Here is a 19,755-nt window from a genome sequence, read left to right on the forward strand (position 1 = left end):
ATCTTAATCAAAAATTAATAGATTTATAAAACAAAACTCTCTCTAAGTGATTGTCCACTTTATTTTGAATACGTACACAACTAAACCATGAAAGGATTTCAAATCATTATAAATAATAATGAGGTAATTAATATGCATTGCTTTTACAGTAATGTTATAATTCAGCAATCAAAAAGTTCTTACTTTCTTCTATTATATGGAGGTGATGAGCTAAAAAACATATTTAAATGGAATACTAAAATTTTGAAAAAAGGAGATAAAATTAGTGTGAAAGTTGTAAATCTAAATTTAGGGACTCCACCTGATAAAACTGAATCAGCAGATATTTCAAATCTTAAAAATGAATATGAACAACTTAAATTGGAACTAAAAAATAAAGGTTTAATATAGCATGATGTTTGGAATAAAAATTAATTGGCAAAAAAAAGAATATAAGATTTCTGAGCCAATATTATTAAGCTTGAATCAAGATGTATTGGGTTTTCAATCCGAAAACCTGTGTGTTTGGAAAGTTGCTGAAGTTGGGATTGAATTTGATTTAATAGTATCTGACTTCGATAAAACTAGTGATAGAGTATCTGAAAATCCTGAGGGGTCATATATAGATTTAAGTTATAAAGAACTAGTTCATAATGAAGAATGGGAGTGGGAAAAAAAAATAGAAGAATTTAAACGATTGGAAATAATTTTAAGGAAAGAAGGCAAAATTTAAATTCATCCTTTTCTAAGCATTGTGCAAAACACATCTTTTGCACAATTGCTTTTATTTAATAAGAATGTTTAAATTAATAAATATAATTATAATAAACATATTTATTGTGTTGTTACTATTATTAACTACAACGTTAAATATAGACCATTTTGTAGATAATAAATTCACTCCTAAATGGTATGTCTTTATTTTATTATCAATATTTAGTGGAACAATTTTATTATTTCATCAACAGAAAATTTGTCTTGATAATATAAAAGTGTCAATAATTTATTTATTTATTTATATGGTCTTATACGCCTATAACTTTACAGTTGGTCTAATACTGGAAATCATTTCAAGAAAGTTTGGAAGGACAAAGCGGACACTGGTAATGCAAATGATTGAATATTTCCATTCCACAAAAAAAGACCCGAATGATCTCAAAGGTTCAACAGAATCGCGAATTTTAACATATCACTTCATTATTGTAAATCGTTAGCAAAAAGTGAACATGATCTTTAAAACTTAAGGAGAGTTTTTATCAAAAAACATTAGATTCCATTATGTACACTCTAAGGAAAAAGAGCGCTGAAAAATCCATCACACACCCTCGTAAAAACACCGGCAGGATTTTCAGCTCAGAGCAAAAGATTTTAATCGTCATGGAAGGTCTATGAGCAGAGACTTCTGTATCCGAGCTTTGCAGAAAACAGAAGGTTATATCATTCATTGGGAATTATGTGATTCCATGAAAGGCGATGATGTGAAAAGAACGGTAGATACAGCGATTCCTAAAGGAAAATTAAAGTCAAAGGTAAAGCCCAAATTATGATCAGATAATGGAGCTTGCTATATAGCAAACGAGCTAAAGACCAATCTTAAAAATGATTTGAGATGAAATAAGTACATAGAAGACCAATGCATCCGCAAACACAAGGGGAAATTGAATTATATCATCTTACGAAGAAAAATATCATCAAACTCAATCCTTTTTATCACCCCGAGCAGCTTTTAAAAGCCTTAACCGAATTTGTAAATAATCATAATGAAAAATGATATCATGAACCATTAAAAACGTAACACCAGCAGATACCTATTCCGGTAGATCCGAACAGATTTTAACAAAAAGACAATAAGTTAAAACAAATTCAATTAACCATAGAACGCAATTATACAATCAACAAAAATTACTAAATTTATAACTATAATATCTCCTTAAGGAAATAAACCTAAGTATCCAGTTTAATTTGATGACATACAATGCTAGGGTTTTGGTCTTTGGAACCGGGTCGTATTAGTGATACTGAAGCAATAATTGTTTCTAATCATACCAGTATTAGTTGGTCATTGACAACTGTTGTAGATCCAATATTTAGAACTCATAAAGTCTATGTAAGAGGAGTGTATAGATTAACTGATTTTATAGGAAATACCTTACAATATACCAATGGTAATCCATTTCATACAACAAATAATTTATGGATGTCTTTTCAGAATAAAGTAAATGCTTTTGTAAATAACAATGGAGGAAGTTCGAATTGTTTAGTCAATGACAAATAAAATTTGAGACCAGATTGGAGTTTGGTTCGAAAAGTATTGAATGGTGAAGAACCTATAAATGTTTTAAGTAAAGATTGTTAATAATGGTGAAAAAAATATTATTGAATCTAATAATAGGGGTAATGGTGTTCGGTAATTTAGGATCCATGAGAAAGTTTTGGTATAAAGTTTTTATATCTGATTATTCAAAGTACGATATCAAATTTAGAAACTTTTATGATTTTTTAAGTTTTCAATTAAGAGAAATTGCCTTTCCTATATTTCAGATAATTTTATGTATTATAATTTTGCTCCCTTTTCAGTTTATTAAAGATTGGTATTTTAAAAGATATAAAGTTGGGATGAATTGGATATTTAAATATATAATTCTATTCGTTTTAATTACTATAATTCATCCTGCATATGTACAAATTACTGATCCAAATTTTTTAATTAAATTTTTATTATTTTATATACCTTATACATCTATATTGTTTGTGTTATTATATTGGTTTATCGATAAAAAGTTTGAAGTTTATAATGAACATCCCAATTATGAAAAAGACAAATAAGGTAATTTACATGTTTATAGCATATTTCCTTATTTCTGACAAATGGTCAAACATATAGCTGTCCAATACATCTTGGCTAAATGTTCTGTTAAACCTTTCAATTAAACTATTCCGCGTCCACTTACCAAGCTGTTTAAATTCCCATTGAACCCCATTTTTACCACCGCATTCAACAAGTTTTTCAAGCTCCTTTATAACTAGACTGGCAGGCAAACTAGTCTCAACAGAAATGGAAAGAACTTCACGATTGAAGTCATCGATGATGTTTAGTGTTCGTATTGTTTTGCTGCTAGTTAGTGTATCACTATCGTCTTTGCCCTTTGTTTGGTAGAAAAATACAGAAGTACTCAAGCAATTTTCAATAATTTCAAGTGCTTTGGCAAAACATAAATAGTTGATGATGTTTTTGTTTTTCACCTAGTTGTGAATATCCACAATTTAGCGTTTACTCCTTCAATGCATCTTCAGAGAGTCTCTAAGTGCTAATCTTAAGGCTTTTAGAAGTGAGTTTAGTGCTATCAGAGATGCCAAATTTTACATTTATAGCGTAATGAAATTGTATGATTAAGAATCTATTCCCCCCAACTTATGTACAAGATCCCAAACAAACACTAAAACCCACAAAATATTACAAACAAAAAAAGCGACTTTTTCAAGTCGCTTTTTTTTAGTAGCCCGTAGGGGAATAACACCTGTCGGCTATCAATCTATTTATCAGTGTTTTACAAATATTTGTTATTCCAACTCACCGAATGACTCACTGGTTTGATGTATGTTTTAGCTGCAATTGCTGTTATATAAATTTAGTAATTTTTCTTAACCTGTAATTGTAAATATTGTTTTTTGTTAAGTTTTTCAGCGTCCATATATTTGGAGAAATTCAACTTCGTTAGTGTACCTAAAAAAATGACACCAATAAAAGCTCAGAAATAAGTGGCTCTTTTCCAGTATAATTCACTATCAAATTTTCGAGTATCTAAGACATTCTTGAAACTTTTTTTTTAACTGCCTCCTTATTTTCTGCATTATTTAATAATATTTTAAATACTCATCACTAATGATTTCTTTAGGCAAATCTCTGAAAAAGATATATCTACCGAAAGTGTAATATCAGATATACTGTTATGGGGTATGGAATAAACTTTATCATCTGAAGGTCAGAATTACCATTGCTTTCCCATATGACAAGCAACGATTGATTTGTGCAATGACGTTGGAAGAATTGGCGTGAATGAGCTTAACTAGAAGGGTGTTATAAATGATAGGCACTAAGAGCCGTTTGTCCTTACTGCATTGCTATCCGCAAGATTTCGGGCGGCTTTTTCGTGCCTTAATACATATAAAATTAGCATAATGATCAATTGATTTAATTTAAATGTTCTTAAAATCAAAGCCTTGAATTTATGATTAACTTTTAAGTTTGGTTTGGCTAATAAAATTAGTAATTTGGTTGTTCCGTATTTTAGCTAATCAAACGGAGGTAAATCACTATATTTAAAAACTTTATACTTTTATGGTTAACGTTTTAATGCCTTTATTTATTGAACATTATTCTCAAATACATTCATGGAAATAAGTGATGTTTATACAAAGTTAGGCTTGGACGAGTCAAGAGGATTGCGGTTCGAAAAAAATCTTAACATTTTGCCAAAGAAAGTTAAGACGGTTTTTCAATCGCTAGATCCCAAGCCAGACTCTATTTTTTGTTTGGAAGATAAACCCTTTATACTATTTTATGATAACCCTAGTAATAAAGATAATCTTTTTAGGGCAATATGGAATTTAAATGAAACTCCTATTGTAATACTGGTAGAAAATTCATCTATAAATATTTTTAACGGCTTTGAATACATAAAGAACAATTACGCCCTGTCGTTAATTGGAAATGAGGAAAAGCTTGATGATTTTTCATATTTCAAGCTTGTTACTGGTGAAACATGGGAAAATTATTCCAGCTCTCTTACATATAAAAATAGGGTTGACTATAAATTACTAGAGAATATTAAGGATGCGAGACGTATTCTTATAGATGTTTATAAGTTGAGTAGCCATACCGCTAATGCTCTGCTGGGGAAAACAATCTTTACAAGATATCTCATTGACAGGCGTGTTAGAATTGGATATGCGGGGGAATTAAAGGAATGGACCACAGCAGATTTTTGTGGCTTATTGGCTAATAGAACCAAAACTTTAGCTTTTTTTAATTATCTTGAAGATAAATTTGGGGGCAATCTATTCGAGTTCGATGACTCTTCAGAAAGAATTTCCTCAGAAGCTTTACAAATTCTAATTGATCTATTGAACGGGGTCACATTAAGCACTGGGCAACTTTCATTATTCGATATTTTCGATTTTGCAATAATACCAGTTGAATTCATAAGTAATGTTTACGAGTTGTTTATAGGCCAACAGGAACAGGCGGTAACTGGTAGCTACTATACCCCTCTATTTTTAGTGGAGTATATTACCTCTCAAACTGTTCTTAGCTATTTTAAATCTAATCCGAATGAATATGACTGCAGGATATTAGACCCATCTTGCGGTTCTGGTATTTTTTTAGTTGAGGGTTTAAGGCAGATAATCGAGCAATTCAACTTGCTTAGGCCTGAATTGCTTAGGACTTCATCTGAATATCAAGATAATTTAAAACTACTTGCCGAAAGAAATATATTTGGAATTGATAAGGACGGAAGCGCAATAAGTGTCGCAATATTTTCTATATATCTTACTTTACTGGATTATCAAAATCCTAGAGATATTGAGAATTTTGTGTTTCCAAAGCTAATGGATACCAATTTTTTTGTGTCCGATTTCTTTGATTTAGATAAACCTTTCAATAGTGTGCTATCGAAAATTTCCTTTCATTATATTTTGGGAAATCCACCTTGGAAACGTGGAACAAAATTGAAGGGTACAAAAGAACCTTTCGAGCATTATATAAATGTAAGAAAGAAAAAGGAAGGTAAAGTTGCATTTCAAATTTCAATAAGTAATAAAGAGATTGCTCAATCTTTCATTTTGAGGGTTAGTGATTTTTCTTCTGAATATACCATTTCTGCACTTATTGTCACAAGTAAAGCACTATACAATATAAAGGCTCAAAATTTCAGAAAGTATTTTTTAGAAAATTATCTGATATCAAGAGTATTTGAACTTTCTCCCGTAAGACGAGAGGTATTTAACAAGTCCAACGATCCAGCAATTGCCCCAGCTGCAATTTTGTTCTATAAATATGCTTTTTCAACAAAAACCGATATTAATCCTATTGAGCATATTTCTGTTAAACCTAGTAAGTTTTTTTCTTTGTTTAACTTGTTTATGGTTAACCGCAGTGATGTAAAAACCGTCAACCAGCAATTCTTAAAAGAACATGATTGGCTATGGAAAACTTTACTGTATGGTCATTATTTAGATTTCGCATTTCTTTTAAGACTATCCAAATACCAAAAAATAAGCCAACGTTTAATGGATAAAAATTACCTGCACGGTGTTGGATTTCAAATTGGGGAGGATGAAAATCCTGTTGGCAAACTCGCGAAACTCGAAGTATTAGAGCCAAAGCAAATCTTGCCATTTAGAGTAAATAAGAAATTGATTCCATTTACAGAGAGCACTTTACATAGAGTACGCGAAGAAGGATTATATTTTGGCAAGAGACTACTGATTAAAAAAGGCTTGTCAAACAGACTCAAATCAATTGCTGCAATTATAAATTATGATTGTCTGTTTAAAGACTCCATAACCGCAATTAAAATTCAAAATGATGAAGACATAGATGATTTGCAGTCCATTTCTGGAAGTTTACAATCGGACTTATTTTCATATTATGCATTGAATAGATTTTCATCTATCGGAGTTGAAAGGGAGCAGGGTTTCAATGAAGAAAGGTTCACATTTCCATTTGTTGAGGATAAACTGCTATCAAAAATTGTAAGACAAATTGAAGAAAGCCTAATACCAGAAAATGAAGATGATTTTTTCAGACATGAATTGTCTTTATCACAATTAAATCTGCTGAACGAGTGTGTCAACCGTTCATTCTGTTTGACTAAAATAGAAAAGTCACTTGTTGAATATGCTAATAAATATGTTATTCCAAACATTATCCAAAAGGTTGACATTACTGCCTTTCCGATTATAAAATACGAGGACGATTCATTAAATGATTATTTGAATATCTTCTTGGAAAAATTCTCAGATGTTTTCAAAGTAGAAAAGTCATTTTCAATTGAAGTTTGGCATTCAGACCATATTATTGGCCTGATTTTTAAAGTTGAGGATTTTATAGGAATTGAAAATCAAATTACATGGGTAAATAAATCTACAAGCGATTTAATGAAGGAAATTATTTCATTGGGCCATGAGAAAATAACTGATAGGTTATTTATTCAAAAAGATATTCGGGGATTTGAAAAAAATTATTTTTATATCTTCAAACCAAATGAAATTCGACTTTGGCATGGGGCTATGGCATACCTCGACCTGAATGTATTTGTAGATGCAATTCTAAAAACGGGTAAAAATTTATGATGGCATTCGAGAATACCGATGCATCCAATTTTTTGGATAATGCCCGGTTTTACTATGAAAAAGAACTCCTTAATATTCTTGACAAAATAATAATTTGTTACGGATATATTCTCGACAATGGTGAGTTGGTGTCAAATAACGAAGACTCGATTCGAGATTATCTTCATTGTAACTATTTGAACAATATCGAGGTAAGAACTAGATTGAATTTTTCATATCACTTTGAATGTGAGCCAAAAGAGTTCGGTACAAACGATGGTTATTTGGATATTAAGGTGTTTAATGAGAATATTTTTGCCAATCCCTCTGAATACTATATTATCGAGTGTAAACGTTTAGATGCTATCAACCCAAAAGGTAAGACTGGACTAAACGCAAAATACATTTCGGATGGAATTCTTCGATTTATCAATAAAAAATATTCATCATTCCACAGGGTGAATGGGATGATTGGCTTTATAGTAGAAAATATGAATCTTGATGATAATATTGCCAATATCAATCATATCATTGAAAATCATTACCCTGATGTAAATATCATAAAATACCTTACTTCAAACAATTCTATCGCAAATTGCTCTTATCTTTATGATTCAGAGCATACTGATATAGAAAACAACACTTTGAAATTGTATCATTTGATGCTTAATTTCTCAGCAAATATGACTGTTGTTAATTAATTAATCTTAAAAAGCATTATCGTTGGTATTAGTAAGCTATGTCTTTGACAAAGGGAACTTATCAAACGATCACATTTATTCCCTAATTTTATGTATAGTGGAATTCCTGATGAAAAGAATCAAATGTATGCAATATCTTTAAAGCAGGCAAATGATAGGAAGACCGTACAAAAGGAGCCTTAGAAGAATACATGCTTTACTCAGACTGTGATAATAGGATTATCAGTCATATTTAAGGACTTATCTTTAGAAGAAGGATTAATTAAATACCTCCTGTTGACTACTTCTAGGATTTATCAATCCTCTTGAAAATATTGCATTAAAAAAACAAAATCCAGAATACTTAAATCCATCGAGAATTGTATATTTTTAGTAAAACACGTGTTTTTTAAGAGACTTCATATATGTTGTTTGAATATCTGCAACACTTTTATTATTGTACTTTTGGCAAGTTACGTAAGCTATTCCATTTACTGGCTCTAATTCCTAACTTGCAAATATTCCATCATACCAATCAATTAGCCTTAGTTTATCTTCAATTAATAAGGCTAAATATTGGTTTGTGTATTAAGCTAATCTATTGAAAGGTACATTTTTAAACAATCTTCGTAATTGCATTATATTCATCGGTTTATAATGTTCGAAATAAACATTAATGTCAAATTTAATTATCAAAGCTGTTACTGCAACAACTATAGTTCTTGTCCCAATATTTAAGTTGTGAAATGCATCTGCAAGAACAGTAGTGATTAAACTTGTCACGTCAGTCAAACCAATTCTATACATAGGGTTTTGGTCTTTGGAATCAGGTCGTATTAGTAATAATAAAGCAATAATTGTTTCTAATCATACCAGTTCTAGTTGGACATTGACAACTGTTGTAGATACTATATTTGGAACACATAAAGTTTATGTAAGAGGAGTGGATGGATTAACTGATTTTATAGTAAATACCTTACAATATATCAGTGGTAATTCATTGCATACAATAAATAATTTATGGTATTCTTTTCAGGATAAAGTAAATGATTTTGTCAATAACAATGGAGGAGGTTCGAATTCTTCAGTCAATGACAAACAAAATTTGAGACCAGATTGGAGTTTGGTTCGAAAAGTGTTGAATGGTGAAGTCTACCTATAAGAGAGAGTTTTTTTATCCATTTCTTTCAAAATATCGTTACTCACTGTTTGTAAGATTTTATCGTACTAACAGCCTAGCGTTGTAGGTGCATAAGTTATCCAAAAACTGATTTTATTTATTTCGCTATCCATTATAATTGGCAAAAATATTCAACTAACATACAGGAAAATATTATATTTAAGAACTTGATTAACGAAATGCGTCTATGTAGATTATTTGGCGTAATAGTATTTAGTTAAAATGGTAGATGTGGCGAAATCAGCTTCGCTTTTTTCGCCACATCGGTAATATTTAATAACCAATTTCTAAAAAAAATGAAAAAACTACGTCTTAATAGAGAACTATACTACAATTATATAAAAAGTGAATTATTCCAAGAATTTCAATATACTATAGAAGATAAACCAAACAATTTAAAAATCGTAAAATTTATTAAAACTGGCGAAGCACAAGCACAATTAAATATTTATGAAAATAATGATGGAACAACTACATTACAATACGCTGTCGGACAAAATCAAGAACTTTCTAAAAAAATAGCAGAAGAGTTAGTGTCTGTTAGTTCAATAAAAGAATTTAAAGCTCACAGTTTTTATATAAAGACCATTAGGGATGAAGATTTTGATGCATTTGTAGAAATTATTGTAGAATTCGGAAACGTAATTGAAAATTTCATAACTGAAGGTAATAAAACAATTTTAACTCTACGTGGCAAACAAGGAGATAAAATTGTAGTTACTAAACATATTAATAATGCATTTCAGGTTCAAGGAAAACCAATGCTATTATTTAATGAAATAATTGTAGTATTATCTGAATTTTTGGCATTTGATGAAATAATTCAGCAACAATTGAAATTTTATGAATCTAATCTAACAACAGCTGATATTAGAGGTGAACTTGAAAATAGATTACCAAATATTTGCGGATTATTAGAGGATAAGTTGAAAGTAATAATTACTCCAAGTTTAGCATTACAGAAGATGCAAGTTGAATTAGAAGATTATTCAGCATTTGCATACCCAATTTTACGATCAATTGAAGGAGTACTAAAACAAATATTTCTTAAATATGGCAAGGATATTGATTATAAAGAAGGATTCGGAGAATACTTAATAAAAGAAAAAAGCGCTTATATATTAGAAGAGGAATTTAGAATGGAAATTAACAATCCTGCAATTGAAACTAAAATTTGCAATTTATATAAATATTATAATATTTACAGACACAGTCTTTTTCATATAGATGATGATGTACTTAGTTCAAAAGTTATAACTTTGCAGGAAGCAAACAATATTATTACAACATCATTAACCTTAATAGATGACTGTAGTATATGTTTAAATTAGTATGGAAAGAGAAAGCTACATATTAAAATCAATTAATATTAATCAATATAATATAGTATTGATTAGCAAAGATATGTGTCGACTTCAAGAATATATTAAGTTTGTAGAAGAAGATCTTCAATTCTTAAAAAAAGAAACATATATATTATTCGATTTATTACTTAATAATAATATTGATGATAGATATTACAAGTGTTTTTATGATGGTAGAAAATTAATACGTAAAAGTTTAACTAAAGTAAAAAATAATGAGCTTAATAATGATATTATTTCATTAACGTCATCATATTATTTGCAACATCAAGAATTATTTGATAAACTTTTTTATACAAAAGAATATAAATTAAGTGTCTTAAATCAATTGGAAGAACAAATTTAGAATACTGCCTATAACCTCATATTTGCGAAATGGCGAGTTAAGGGAGAAATTGAAAGTTTCTCTTTTTTTTCTATACAACCTTTATATCTGCTTTTATCATAAATTTAGAAAATAATAAAAGGCTGTTACTTAGGTTAGTGCATTATTCAACGCTTTGGCTTTCTAATTCGCCACTAATGCCAATACGCGGCCTTGTTTTTAAGCAGTCCGCGAAGCTATTTGCTTCCCAACCTCCGGGCGGCTTACGCAGTTTGTCGCAACCCACCGCTTCGCGTATAGCTTTCAACAAACGCTTTTGCAAAATAAATCCGCTTTCGTATCTTCGATACGAACTATACTACTTCGCAAAGCCGACCAGACGTTATAAGCCATTTTAACCAAATACATATGAATAGTAAACTAGAACTATTACAGAAGAATAATTCTTCAATAGTAATCAAAGAAGAAACAGAACATACAAATATTGAAAATCTTTGGGGGGATGACTCTTTTATGCTAAGATATCCTAATGAAACAGATTTTTCAGAATTCGAGGATATTGAATTTCCTATCGAATTATCTGCTATTTATCACAAAACTTCAAAACGATTAGAGTTAATATACGCCCCATTAAACGAAAATCAGGACCATTTAAATAGAAAAACAACATTCTATTATAAAGGTATTGAATTTAAAACTGAATTTGGAGAACCTTCACCTCAATTAGTCCTAATTTCTAAAGGATTTAAAGAATTAGATTTACCGGGAGAAAGTAATTATAGAAACTTAAGACAATTTAGAGATTTTTATAGAGAAGACCAACAAACTTCTCAGATGAAAGTATATTTTAAAGATAAAAAACCATATTCATTCTTTATTGAAGGAGATTTTAAAAAGATAAAAAATGAATTAGTTACATTTTGTAAACATTTAAATGTTTATATAAGGTTTTTTGACAGAAAAGCTCCTATTATTAGTATAATTAATATTGAGCCTAAAATTGATGATGATTTTAATGTTCCTTGTAAAACAAATGAGTCTGGGTATCCAGAAATTATTGCAACTCAAGAAATTGACCAAGTTGCATTAGATTTATTAAACATTGCTACAGAAACTGGTAATCCAAGACTTAAATATTTGTTTCACTATCAAGTAATAGAATACTTCGCATACTATTATTTAGACGAAGAGTTAAAAAGAAAATTTAGTAATCTTCTTAAAAGCCCTGATATTTTGCACAATTACTCTAATTATTCAAAAATTATAATAGAGGAGCTAAAAGATTATACGAATAACACATCAGATAAACAAAAATTAACTAAACTAATAAGTGATTATATTACAGTTGAAGATATTCAAGAAGATATAAAATGTAATATTAAATACTTTACTCAAGATGTAGAATTTGATGGTAAATTTAAATTATCTGCACTAGTTAATGATGATAGAATCTTCGATAAAATCAGAACGGAATCTAAAGAAACTAAAGAAAAAAAGAAAGAAAAAGATAAGTTACGACAAGATTTAATCAATCAAATAGGAGACAGAATTGAAAAAATTAGAAACGTATTAGTACATATACGTGAAAGTAGAGAAAATAAAGTCATATTCCCTACAAGAAACAACAATCGTAAATTATTACCTTATTTATTTCTCCTTAGAAGAATTTCTGAAACAATTGCTATGAAATATAATGTGTAAATAAACGGCTTATAATGGTATTCGCGAAATAGTAGTGAGCAAGCGGAAGTTGGGCAAGCCCTACTTTTTAAGCCTTCATGCGCTGCATTCGGCTTTTTGAGTATCCTCCGGGGATACTCTTTCCATTTATAGACTATTTAAACCTTCTTTTCGGAATTCCCCTAGAAATTCCCTTGGACAGTTTAATGGCAATCCTATCTAAAATCTAAACAGGTTCTTTTGTCTATGCTGATTTCCTTAGTTTTATTTTCCCCTTTCCAGAATGCCCTTAAATAAAGCACCGTGTATTTAAACGAAATAAGATATGGAAATCAGAGTAGTGACGATGGAAGACCTTCGTCAGCTCAAGATGGAGCTGATCGAAGAGATGAAGGAAATTTTCAACCTTAATGCAAAAAATAGCAACGAGAGGGTATGGCTCAAAAGTGCAGAAGTCAGGCAACTATTAAAGATATCGCCGGGAACCCTTCAGAATCTGCGCATCAGGGGACTTTTGCCCTATCGCAAGATCGGAGGGAGCCTTTACTATCACAGGAAAGATATCGGTTCCATGATGGAAAGGAGCAACTGTAATGGATAATACTTCCCATGCAAATAATGAACGTTCCTTTGAAAGGCTTTTTGATAGGATCTTGAAAGATAGTGGGTTAATTACTTCCCAGTTAGGCCTGATCATGGCGCTCTATTATTATTCCCACGCGAGCAACCTTAGACTGCCATTTCAGGTAAGCCGGAGAAAACTGATGGCATTCTCCAAGATACGTTCTATTTCGACCTACCACAGGTGCATTAAGACTCTAGTAAAGCTTGGATATATAGATTATGTTCCTTCTTATCACCCCTTGCTGGCCAGTAATTTTCGATTCTTAATACCCTAAAACTATGGAAAGAAAGATCGAGAAAAATAGGTCAGTAAAGTTCAGCTTACAGGTGGATCAAAAGCTTGATAATTTGGCCAGGAAGTTAGGAAGGACAAAGCGGATGGTCGTGATGCAAATGATCGACTATTTCTACGGTACAAAGAAAGATCCAATAGATATCAATGATCATGCACTTAGAAATCAGTTATCCCAAGGGATCAACCGTATCCTGTCCTTTATCAAACAGCAGGAAAAAGATCTGTTGTTACCCAGTTTCAACCTTTCCAGCGAAGTGTTGAAATTGCTGCAAGTTCAGTTCTCGGAATCAATTCATCATAACCAAGCAATCCATGCCTTGACTATCCTTGTGAAAGATATGAACCGAACATTGGATTCGCTGAACAGACAACTAGATTCCGAAAAAATAAAGAAATCGGTACTGATTACAAATGCCGTTCAATTGGTTGACAGCTTTCTGAAAGAAAGGGATGCCCTTGGTTGGAGCCTGAATTCAGTTAAGAAGAATGAGCTCTATAAAAAACTTATCGCTGATATCCATAAGCTCTAGTCATGTTCATCCATATTTCGAAGTCAGAAACAGGAAACAATACAGGCAGCTGCGGGGCACTCGTGAACTATCTGGAAAAGGAGAATAGGCTTGTAGAAAACTTATCGGAATCAGAAAAATGGTTCAATGGTCTATCCAGTGCCATTCTTCCACATGAAGTCAGGATGGCTATTGATGCTAATATTGCCAAATTATCTAGGGCTGATGGTAAGTTCTATTTGATCAACATTAGTCCAAGCCAAAAGGAGATTGCTTTTCTATTGGAACGCTTTGGTGAGCAGGAGGCCAAACTTCAGCTCAAGGAGTTTGCTCTCAAGGTGATGGATGCCTACGCCATGAACTTTCACCGTGAAGGGATAGGTGGTCAGGCTGACCTGTTGTGGTTTGCTAAATGGGAGAAGAACCGCTATTACGGACATCAGGACAAAGCGGTTATCAGTGGTCAAAGGAAACGCGGAGAGATGAAGGAGGGTCATCAGTTTCACATTCAGATCATCGTCAGCCGCAAGGATATCACAAACAAGATCAAGCTGAGTCCGCAGAATACTTCTAGGGGAAGAAACAAGTCCCATTCCCAGAAGCTCGGTCAGTTCGACCGAAGGGCATTCAAGGAATCGGGCGAGCTTTTATTTGATAAGCTGTTCGGCTATGACCGCGGATTAAAGGAAACCTTTCAGTTTTCCAATAGTGTAAAGAATGGCAATTTGCAAGAGCGCGGGCAGATTGATCGGATCCTGCAATTTTCTAAAGGCAGGGATGAATGGAGAGCTGATAGCTTTCGGGAATTGTTTGCTGGAAAATCTCAGGCTTTGGACTTGGTGGCCAATTTGCTTTCAGGTACAAACCAGCCATCCGAGGGAATGGAAAGGTCGTTACCAAGAAGGCGTAAAAAACGCAAAGGGAAACGGCTAGGCAGGTTGTAGATTTATTTTTTCATTCAATCCATGATAGGGATCAAAGTTCGGACACTGCCCTTCGGGGCGGGACAAGAAATTCCGACATAAACACATGCCCATCGCACAGCTCCTTCCTTTATTTCGTTGCTTCTTGCCCTTGCTCGGTCATGTCCGGTGCAGGCTCCATAATCATTTCTTGAAACTAAAAAAAGAACGTTATGGAAAGCAGAAAAAAAAGAAATCTTCTGTACAAGGTGGCAGAAGTTCAGCTAAGTTACAGCAACCGGATTCCAAGCTCCAAGATGCCCGTGGTGACCTCTTCTAGTGAAGCCTACGGGGTAATCATGGACAGTTGGCAAAGAGAGAGTTTAGAACTCTTTGAACGGTTCAGGGTACTGCTGATGAATACGGGCAACCGCGTGATGGGTGTTTATGAGGCTTCTAGTGGCGGAATATCGGGAACCGTAGTCGATATCAGGCTGTTGATGGTTACGGCGCTGAAGGCGACCGCTACAGGGATCATCGTTTTTCACAACCATCCGTCGGGAAATCTCAAGCCGAGTACTGAGGACAAAAAACTGACCCAAAAGATCCATGAGGCAGCAAGTTATCTGGATATCAAGTTGCATGATCACCTGATCGTGGGAAGGGAGGGTTATCTTTCCTTTCGGGATGAAGGGCTTTTATAGCCCTTTTTTTGTCTTTAAGGCGACGACAAAATAATCCGATAACATTATTCAAGAAAAGCCGCTTAATTAAACTTCATTAATTAGCTTAGTTTCTCTATAAATATGATTAAACATTTTTGCTGGATCTTCTCCAATTGCTAATGCGATTAAATACAATTCTTCACCTCTAAGATGCGCCTTTTCATTAATACTTAACTGACTAAGTCTAAAAGTACTTATCCCTGTTTTTCTTGAAACTTCAGCTCGATTGATTGAACGCTTAGCTAGGTATAGACCTAATTCTGTTAATGTCTGTTTCTTCAAGATATTTTCTTTTAAAAATACCTACGAAAACCTCCTATAAGAAATTATATTTGTATATATAGATAATATCTCTATATTTGTAGATAATTTACCAATTTTAAATATTAGAAATCATGAAAACCCAATATGATTGTTTGTTTTCGACTATATTTTGTCGACCTAATTAATTCAAGGCAAACAATTTTTTTGAATTATTGAAAGGAAAATATATCGAGGCTTCTTGTGGCGCCGTAAGCTGAGGGCTAATTACCACTCGGTAAATACTTTTTATTCTTAATAGAAATCAATTGTCAATCAATTGAATTGAAGTAATACACAACTCGTTTATCATAAACCAAAAACAAAATATATTCTCCGGCTTCATATGGTGTTAATTCTTATTCTATTAATAAATTATGAATGAACTTTTACCATTAGATAAAATTAGGCGTGCACATTATTTCTCGGCTCTTAAACACGGAAATGAACGGGGTTTGGATCATTATTATAAACTTCACTCTTTCGATTTGTTTAATAGGGCAAATAACGCGACAAAGGATAGCTGTATTTCTCAAAGTATAGTGCAGGAAGCGTTCTTTAAATTATGGCTATTTAGAGAAAAGCTAATCTATGAAAAGGATATTTCTAGTTTCCTAAAATTTCAGGTAAAAAATGCCGTTTCTGATTTTTATAGAAAAACAGATAAATTATTTCAAAAGAGTCTACTTCGACTTGACGATATAGAGGATTATCAACAATTCATGCATAGTCATGAAGTAAGTTATGAAAATGAAATTCAACTAGAAAAAGATGATGAAGATCAGAACCGCTTGAACCTGATCTATAAAGTATTACCAATTCTAAATAAGGAGGAACAATTACTTATTAAATTATGCCTTCAGTTTAGTTTTAGCTATAAACGAATAGCTAATTATCTAGGTGGTATTTCAGACTATCAAGTGGCGATTAAAGTGGAAAAAATCATTAATAAGTTGGGGCGTATATGTAATTCCAATTACACTTCAAAAGAACACAATCCATCTAAACGAACTGTGGCAGAATGTGATTTTAATGATTATCAAGAAGAAATTTTTAGAATGCGATACCAATTGAAGTATTCTTTTGAAGAGATAGCTAAGCAATTAAAACTTCCAGAAAACAAAGTAAAATTGCTATTTATTGAAGCGCATGCAAAATTGAAAACTGATAAAATATCCAGATGATGAAAAACTCAAAAATACTCACAAGGCGTATTCAGTTACTTATAAATTCTTCTGATAAAATACTTAGAAATGAATATTATAGCAAACTATTTTTGTGGCAAAATATTGTTTTTAGAGGGGCAAATATGATTATTGCTCATCAATACATGCAAGAAAACATTAAGGATCTAATTTATCTACAGGATGACGTGATCTTAAAACTTGCAGACCGTTCAAAAGAACCTAACGGAATACTAAATACTTCGAGATTGAATACAACTTACAAGGTATTGTCGTTACATTTTAAAGGACAAATTCCAACCGATATCATATCTAATTTAAATGTTCACCTAATTAAAAAGTTTAACGCTGAACGATCAGATTATTGGAAAGGGATTAAAACAATAAAGAACCATAAGCGAACTATGCCTATCCCTTTTTCAGGTAAAAGATTAAAGTTGATTGAATCTGAAAATCAACGTGATTTTAATTTTACTCTTTTTAAAATTCCATTTAAGACCTATTTGGGGAAAGACCGATCAGATAAACGCCTACTTTTAAAAAAAGCTATGAACAATGAACTTAAAATTTGTTCTAGTTTTTTGCAAATGGTGGACGGCAAAATATTTCTTTTGTTAGCATTAGAAATGCCAATAATAAAAGTTGATCTAAAACCTTATTTAATTGCAGAGGCATCACTTTCGATCGAATATCCAATTACTGTTAAAATTGGTAATAAACAATTTCAAATAGGAACAAAAGAGGATTTCCTTTATAGAAGATTGGCAATACAATCTTCATATAATAGATTGAGAAAAATAGCTACATATAATAATGGAGGACATGGAAAAAAGAAAAAACTTAAGTGTGTCACAAGGCTTTCGACCAATGAGAAACATTATGTTGAATCTAAGCTTCATTTATATAGTCGAAAACTAATAGATATTTGCATTCAAGCTAAATCAGGAACTATATTATTAGTAAATCAAACCCAAAACCAAGAACTAGCAAAGGAAAATGCTTTTTTATTGAGAAATTGGAGTCTAAACGGACTTGTCGAGAAAATAAAATATAAAGCCGAAATGGTCGGAATCAATGTAATTATTGAATAACTAATTTATATCAATATAAAATCTTGATATACTGGCAATAAGAAATAATTCAATTGTATTCCTAGCTTTTATTTACTGACGTCATACCTGCTATTCTTCATGCAATAGTTCTTTCTAAGATAAAATCTATCCCAAAAATTTATTGTAAAAATTTTCAATTCATTTTTATCCCAAACCTTTCAATTTTATAATCAAATTTTCCATATCCTTACCAATTCTAGTATCTAATAATTTAGCATAATGCTGTGTTGTGCGAATATCCAGATGTCCAAGCATTTTTGATACTGTTTCAATCGGAACTCCATTTGAAAGTGTTACTGTGGTTGCAAATGTATGCCTTGCAATATGGAAGGTCAGTTCCTTTGTTATTCCACATAGATCTGCTATTTCTTTCAGATAGCTATTCATTTTTTGATTGCTCAAAATGGGCAATAATTGCCCATTAGATTCAGACGGCGGATAATCTTTATACGCCTCTAAAATTTCTAGCGCCTTTGGAAGGATAGGAATAGATGAAAGTGTATTCGTCTTTTGTCTGTAGATCTTTATCCAAAATCTATTGTCAATACCGACCTCAATATTTCCTTTGGTTAATTTTGATACATCCGCATAGGAAAGTCCCGTATAACAGGAGAACACAAATATGTCCCTAACATGTTGGAGCCTTAGAATATTAAGCTTTTTGTTTTCGATTCGTGTTAGTTCGTCTCTGTTCAGATAGGATTTCTCCTTGGGCTTGGCATGTGTCCTATAAAACTTGAAAGGATTGGAGGTAACCCATTCATGAGCTAGACTTAGATTAATAATCTTTCTTAGATGCTTCATGTATTTGGCTGCCGAAATATCAGAGCATCCTTTTTCAGATCGAAGATAATATTCATAGCCTACCACGAAAGAATGGTCAATTTTATGAAGTTCAATGTCAGCAGATGAAAATTCCTTTGCAATATAGCTTTCTAAATGCGAGTAGGTCGTCTTGTAACCCTTTAAGGTGTTTTCCCGAAATCCATTGCCAAGCAAAGATTCCATTTTAAGATTATGGTCTTTTAGAACCGATAATAACGTCCTTTGATTTTCTGTCTTTCCTGTAATTTTTGATTTAAGAAGTTCAATGGTAGGGATTTCTCCCATTTTCAAGATTTCAAGGTGGGTGGTGGCGACTTTCAGATTCAATGTTTCCAAATAGCTGTTTAAAGTCTTGGCTTCTTCGGTATTGCCTTTCGATCGATTTGCTTTGGAATTCCATCGGCTCGGGTCACAATTCTTTCCTGTGGAGATTTCACATACCGATCCATCGATCGTAATTCTCATGTAAATGGGCTTAGCTCCACTTACATAATTCTTTGGTTTCTTCAAGTAGAAGAGCAAGGAATAATTTGTACTCATGATTTAACATTTAAAATGTGTAACAAAATTAGCCTTGCAGCAAAAATACATCAAGATGTTCGATTTTAGAACATGTTGTAAATCAGTGATTTGAATGCGTTTCAGTGAGTACTTCAATCGGATCATACCGAAAAGTTGGGGGGAGTATTAAATAATTCTTAGTTTAGCATTTTTAAACGATATACCACCTTGCAAG

Annotated in this window: 20 protein-coding genes; 17 read left to right on the top strand and 3 right to left on the bottom strand. The window is 32.1% G+C overall.

Features of this window, described 5'->3' with window-relative positions; all coding sequences use genetic code 11:
- Nucleotides 1–87 precede the first annotated feature (87 nt).
- The 5 genes from ACFRAE_RS17120 (at nucleotide 88) to ACFRAE_RS17140 (ending at nucleotide 2,805) form a co-directional block, all read left to right on the top strand.
- Complete coding sequence (locus ACFRAE_RS17120) at nucleotides 88–390, top strand: hypothetical protein (RefSeq protein ID WP_422798394.1); 303 nt, start codon at nucleotides 88–90, stop codon at nucleotides 388–390.
- A gap of 1 nt (nucleotide 391) precedes the next feature.
- Nucleotides 392–712: a hypothetical protein gene (locus ACFRAE_RS17125; RefSeq protein ID WP_422798395.1), complete on the top strand. Its 321-nt coding sequence runs from the start codon at nucleotides 392–394 to the stop codon at nucleotides 710–712.
- Between the two features lie 655 nt (nucleotides 713–1,367).
- Nucleotides 1,368–1,526 (top strand): hypothetical protein, encoded by a 159-nt coding sequence (locus ACFRAE_RS17130; RefSeq protein WP_422798396.1) that lies wholly within the window; start codon nucleotides 1,368–1,370, stop codon nucleotides 1,524–1,526.
- A 428-nt stretch (nucleotides 1,527–1,954) separates the two neighbouring features.
- Nucleotides 1,955–2,254, top strand: coding sequence for a hypothetical protein (locus ACFRAE_RS17135; protein WP_422798397.1), 300 nt, complete (start codon nucleotides 1,955–1,957; stop codon nucleotides 2,252–2,254).
- 146 nt (nucleotides 2,255–2,400) lie between these two features.
- Complete coding sequence (locus tag ACFRAE_RS17140; RefSeq protein ID WP_422798398.1) at nucleotides 2,401–2,805, top strand: hypothetical protein; 405 nt, start codon at nucleotides 2,401–2,403, stop codon at nucleotides 2,803–2,805.
- A 6-nt stretch (nucleotides 2,806–2,811) separates the two neighbouring features.
- Here the strand turns inward: ACFRAE_RS17140 and ACFRAE_RS17145 are convergent, their stop codons facing one another.
- Nucleotides 2,812–3,222 (bottom strand): integrase core domain-containing protein, encoded by a 411-nt coding sequence (locus tag ACFRAE_RS17145; RefSeq protein ID WP_422798399.1) that lies wholly within the window; start codon nucleotides 3,220–3,222, stop codon nucleotides 2,812–2,814.
- 1,149 nt (nucleotides 3,223–4,371) lie between these two features.
- On the opposite strand from ACFRAE_RS17145, the gene ACFRAE_RS17150 reads away from it, so the two are divergent.
- The 10 genes from ACFRAE_RS17150 (at nucleotide 4,372) to ACFRAE_RS17195 (ending at nucleotide 15,577) form a co-directional block, all read left to right on the top strand.
- The gene (locus tag ACFRAE_RS17150; protein ID WP_422798400.1) at nucleotides 4,372–7,335 is read left to right on the top strand and encodes an Eco57I restriction-modification methylase domain-containing protein; all 2,964 of its coding nucleotides are present in this window, start codon (nucleotides 4,372–4,374) and stop codon (nucleotides 7,333–7,335) included.
- Nucleotides 7,332–8,015: a hypothetical protein gene (locus tag ACFRAE_RS17155; protein WP_422798401.1), complete on the top strand. Its 684-nt coding sequence runs from the start codon at nucleotides 7,332–7,334 to the stop codon at nucleotides 8,013–8,015. Before ACFRAE_RS17150 ends, ACFRAE_RS17155 begins: the two co-directional genes overlap by 4 nt.
- 745 nt (nucleotides 8,016–8,760) lie before the next feature.
- Entirely contained in the window at nucleotides 8,761–9,156 is a 396-nt protein-coding gene (locus ACFRAE_RS17160; RefSeq protein ID WP_422798402.1) for a hypothetical protein, read from the top strand.
- A gap of 314 nt (nucleotides 9,157–9,470) precedes the next feature.
- Nucleotides 9,471–10,505: a type II toxin-antitoxin system RnlA family toxin gene (locus tag ACFRAE_RS17165; protein ID WP_422798403.1), complete on the top strand. Its 1,035-nt coding sequence runs from the start codon at nucleotides 9,471–9,473 to the stop codon at nucleotides 10,503–10,505.
- Between the two features lies 1 nt (nucleotide 10,506).
- The gene (locus tag ACFRAE_RS17170; protein WP_422798404.1) at nucleotides 10,507–10,884 is read left to right on the top strand and encodes a type II toxin-antitoxin system RnlB family antitoxin; all 378 of its coding nucleotides are present in this window, start codon (nucleotides 10,507–10,509) and stop codon (nucleotides 10,882–10,884) included.
- Between the two features lie 387 nt (nucleotides 10,885–11,271).
- On the top strand, nucleotides 11,272–12,564 hold the full coding sequence (locus ACFRAE_RS17175; RefSeq protein WP_422798405.1) for a hypothetical protein: 1,293 nt from the start codon (nucleotides 11,272–11,274) through the stop codon (nucleotides 12,562–12,564).
- Nucleotides 12,565–12,868: 304 nt separating this feature from the next.
- Nucleotides 12,869–13,144, top strand: coding sequence for a helix-turn-helix domain-containing protein (locus tag ACFRAE_RS17180; RefSeq protein WP_422798406.1), 276 nt, complete (start codon nucleotides 12,869–12,871; stop codon nucleotides 13,142–13,144).
- A gap of 302 nt (nucleotides 13,145–13,446) precedes the next feature.
- Nucleotides 13,447–13,992, top strand: coding sequence for a BfmA/BtgA family mobilization protein (locus ACFRAE_RS17185; RefSeq protein ID WP_422798407.1), 546 nt, complete (start codon nucleotides 13,447–13,449; stop codon nucleotides 13,990–13,992).
- 2 nt (nucleotides 13,993–13,994) lie between these two features.
- Nucleotides 13,995–14,915 (top strand): DUF5712 family protein, encoded by a 921-nt coding sequence (locus ACFRAE_RS17190; RefSeq protein WP_422798408.1) that lies wholly within the window; start codon nucleotides 13,995–13,997, stop codon nucleotides 14,913–14,915.
- Between the two features lie 191 nt (nucleotides 14,916–15,106).
- Entirely contained in the window at nucleotides 15,107–15,577 is a 471-nt protein-coding gene (locus ACFRAE_RS17195; RefSeq protein ID WP_422798409.1) for a JAB domain-containing protein, read from the top strand.
- A gap of 66 nt (nucleotides 15,578–15,643) precedes the next feature.
- Here ACFRAE_RS17195 and ACFRAE_RS17200 read toward each other — a convergent pair whose 3' ends face one another.
- Nucleotides 15,644–15,880 carry a helix-turn-helix domain-containing protein gene (locus tag ACFRAE_RS17200; RefSeq protein ID WP_422798410.1) on the bottom strand — a complete coding sequence of 79 codons (237 nt, stop codon included), beginning with the start codon at nucleotides 15,878–15,880 and terminating at the stop codon, nucleotides 15,644–15,646.
- Between the two features lie 395 nt (nucleotides 15,881–16,275).
- Here ACFRAE_RS17200 and ACFRAE_RS17205 point away from each other — a divergent pair, with 395 nt between their 5' ends.
- Together ACFRAE_RS17205 and ACFRAE_RS17210 are read left to right on the top strand one after the other, a co-directional pair.
- Nucleotides 16,276–17,082, top strand: a complete 807-nt coding sequence (locus ACFRAE_RS17205) for a sigma-70 family RNA polymerase sigma factor (RefSeq protein ID WP_422798411.1) — start codon at nucleotides 16,276–16,278, stop codon at nucleotides 17,080–17,082.
- Nucleotides 17,079–18,173, top strand: a complete 1,095-nt coding sequence (locus tag ACFRAE_RS17210) for a hypothetical protein (protein WP_422798412.1) — start codon at nucleotides 17,079–17,081, stop codon at nucleotides 18,171–18,173. Before ACFRAE_RS17205 ends, ACFRAE_RS17210 begins: the two co-directional genes overlap by 4 nt.
- A gap of 165 nt (nucleotides 18,174–18,338) precedes the next feature.
- Here the strand turns inward: ACFRAE_RS17210 and ACFRAE_RS17215 are convergent, their stop codons facing one another.
- Nucleotides 18,339–19,559, bottom strand: a complete 1,221-nt coding sequence (locus ACFRAE_RS17215) for a site-specific integrase (protein ID WP_422798413.1) — start codon at nucleotides 19,557–19,559, stop codon at nucleotides 18,339–18,341.
- Nucleotides 19,560–19,755: the final 196 nt, after the last annotated feature.

Source organism: Sphingobacterium sp. HJSM2_6 (genome assembly GCF_049316305.1).
Lineage (GTDB): Bacteria > Bacteroidota > Bacteroidia > Sphingobacteriales > Sphingobacteriaceae > Sphingobacterium.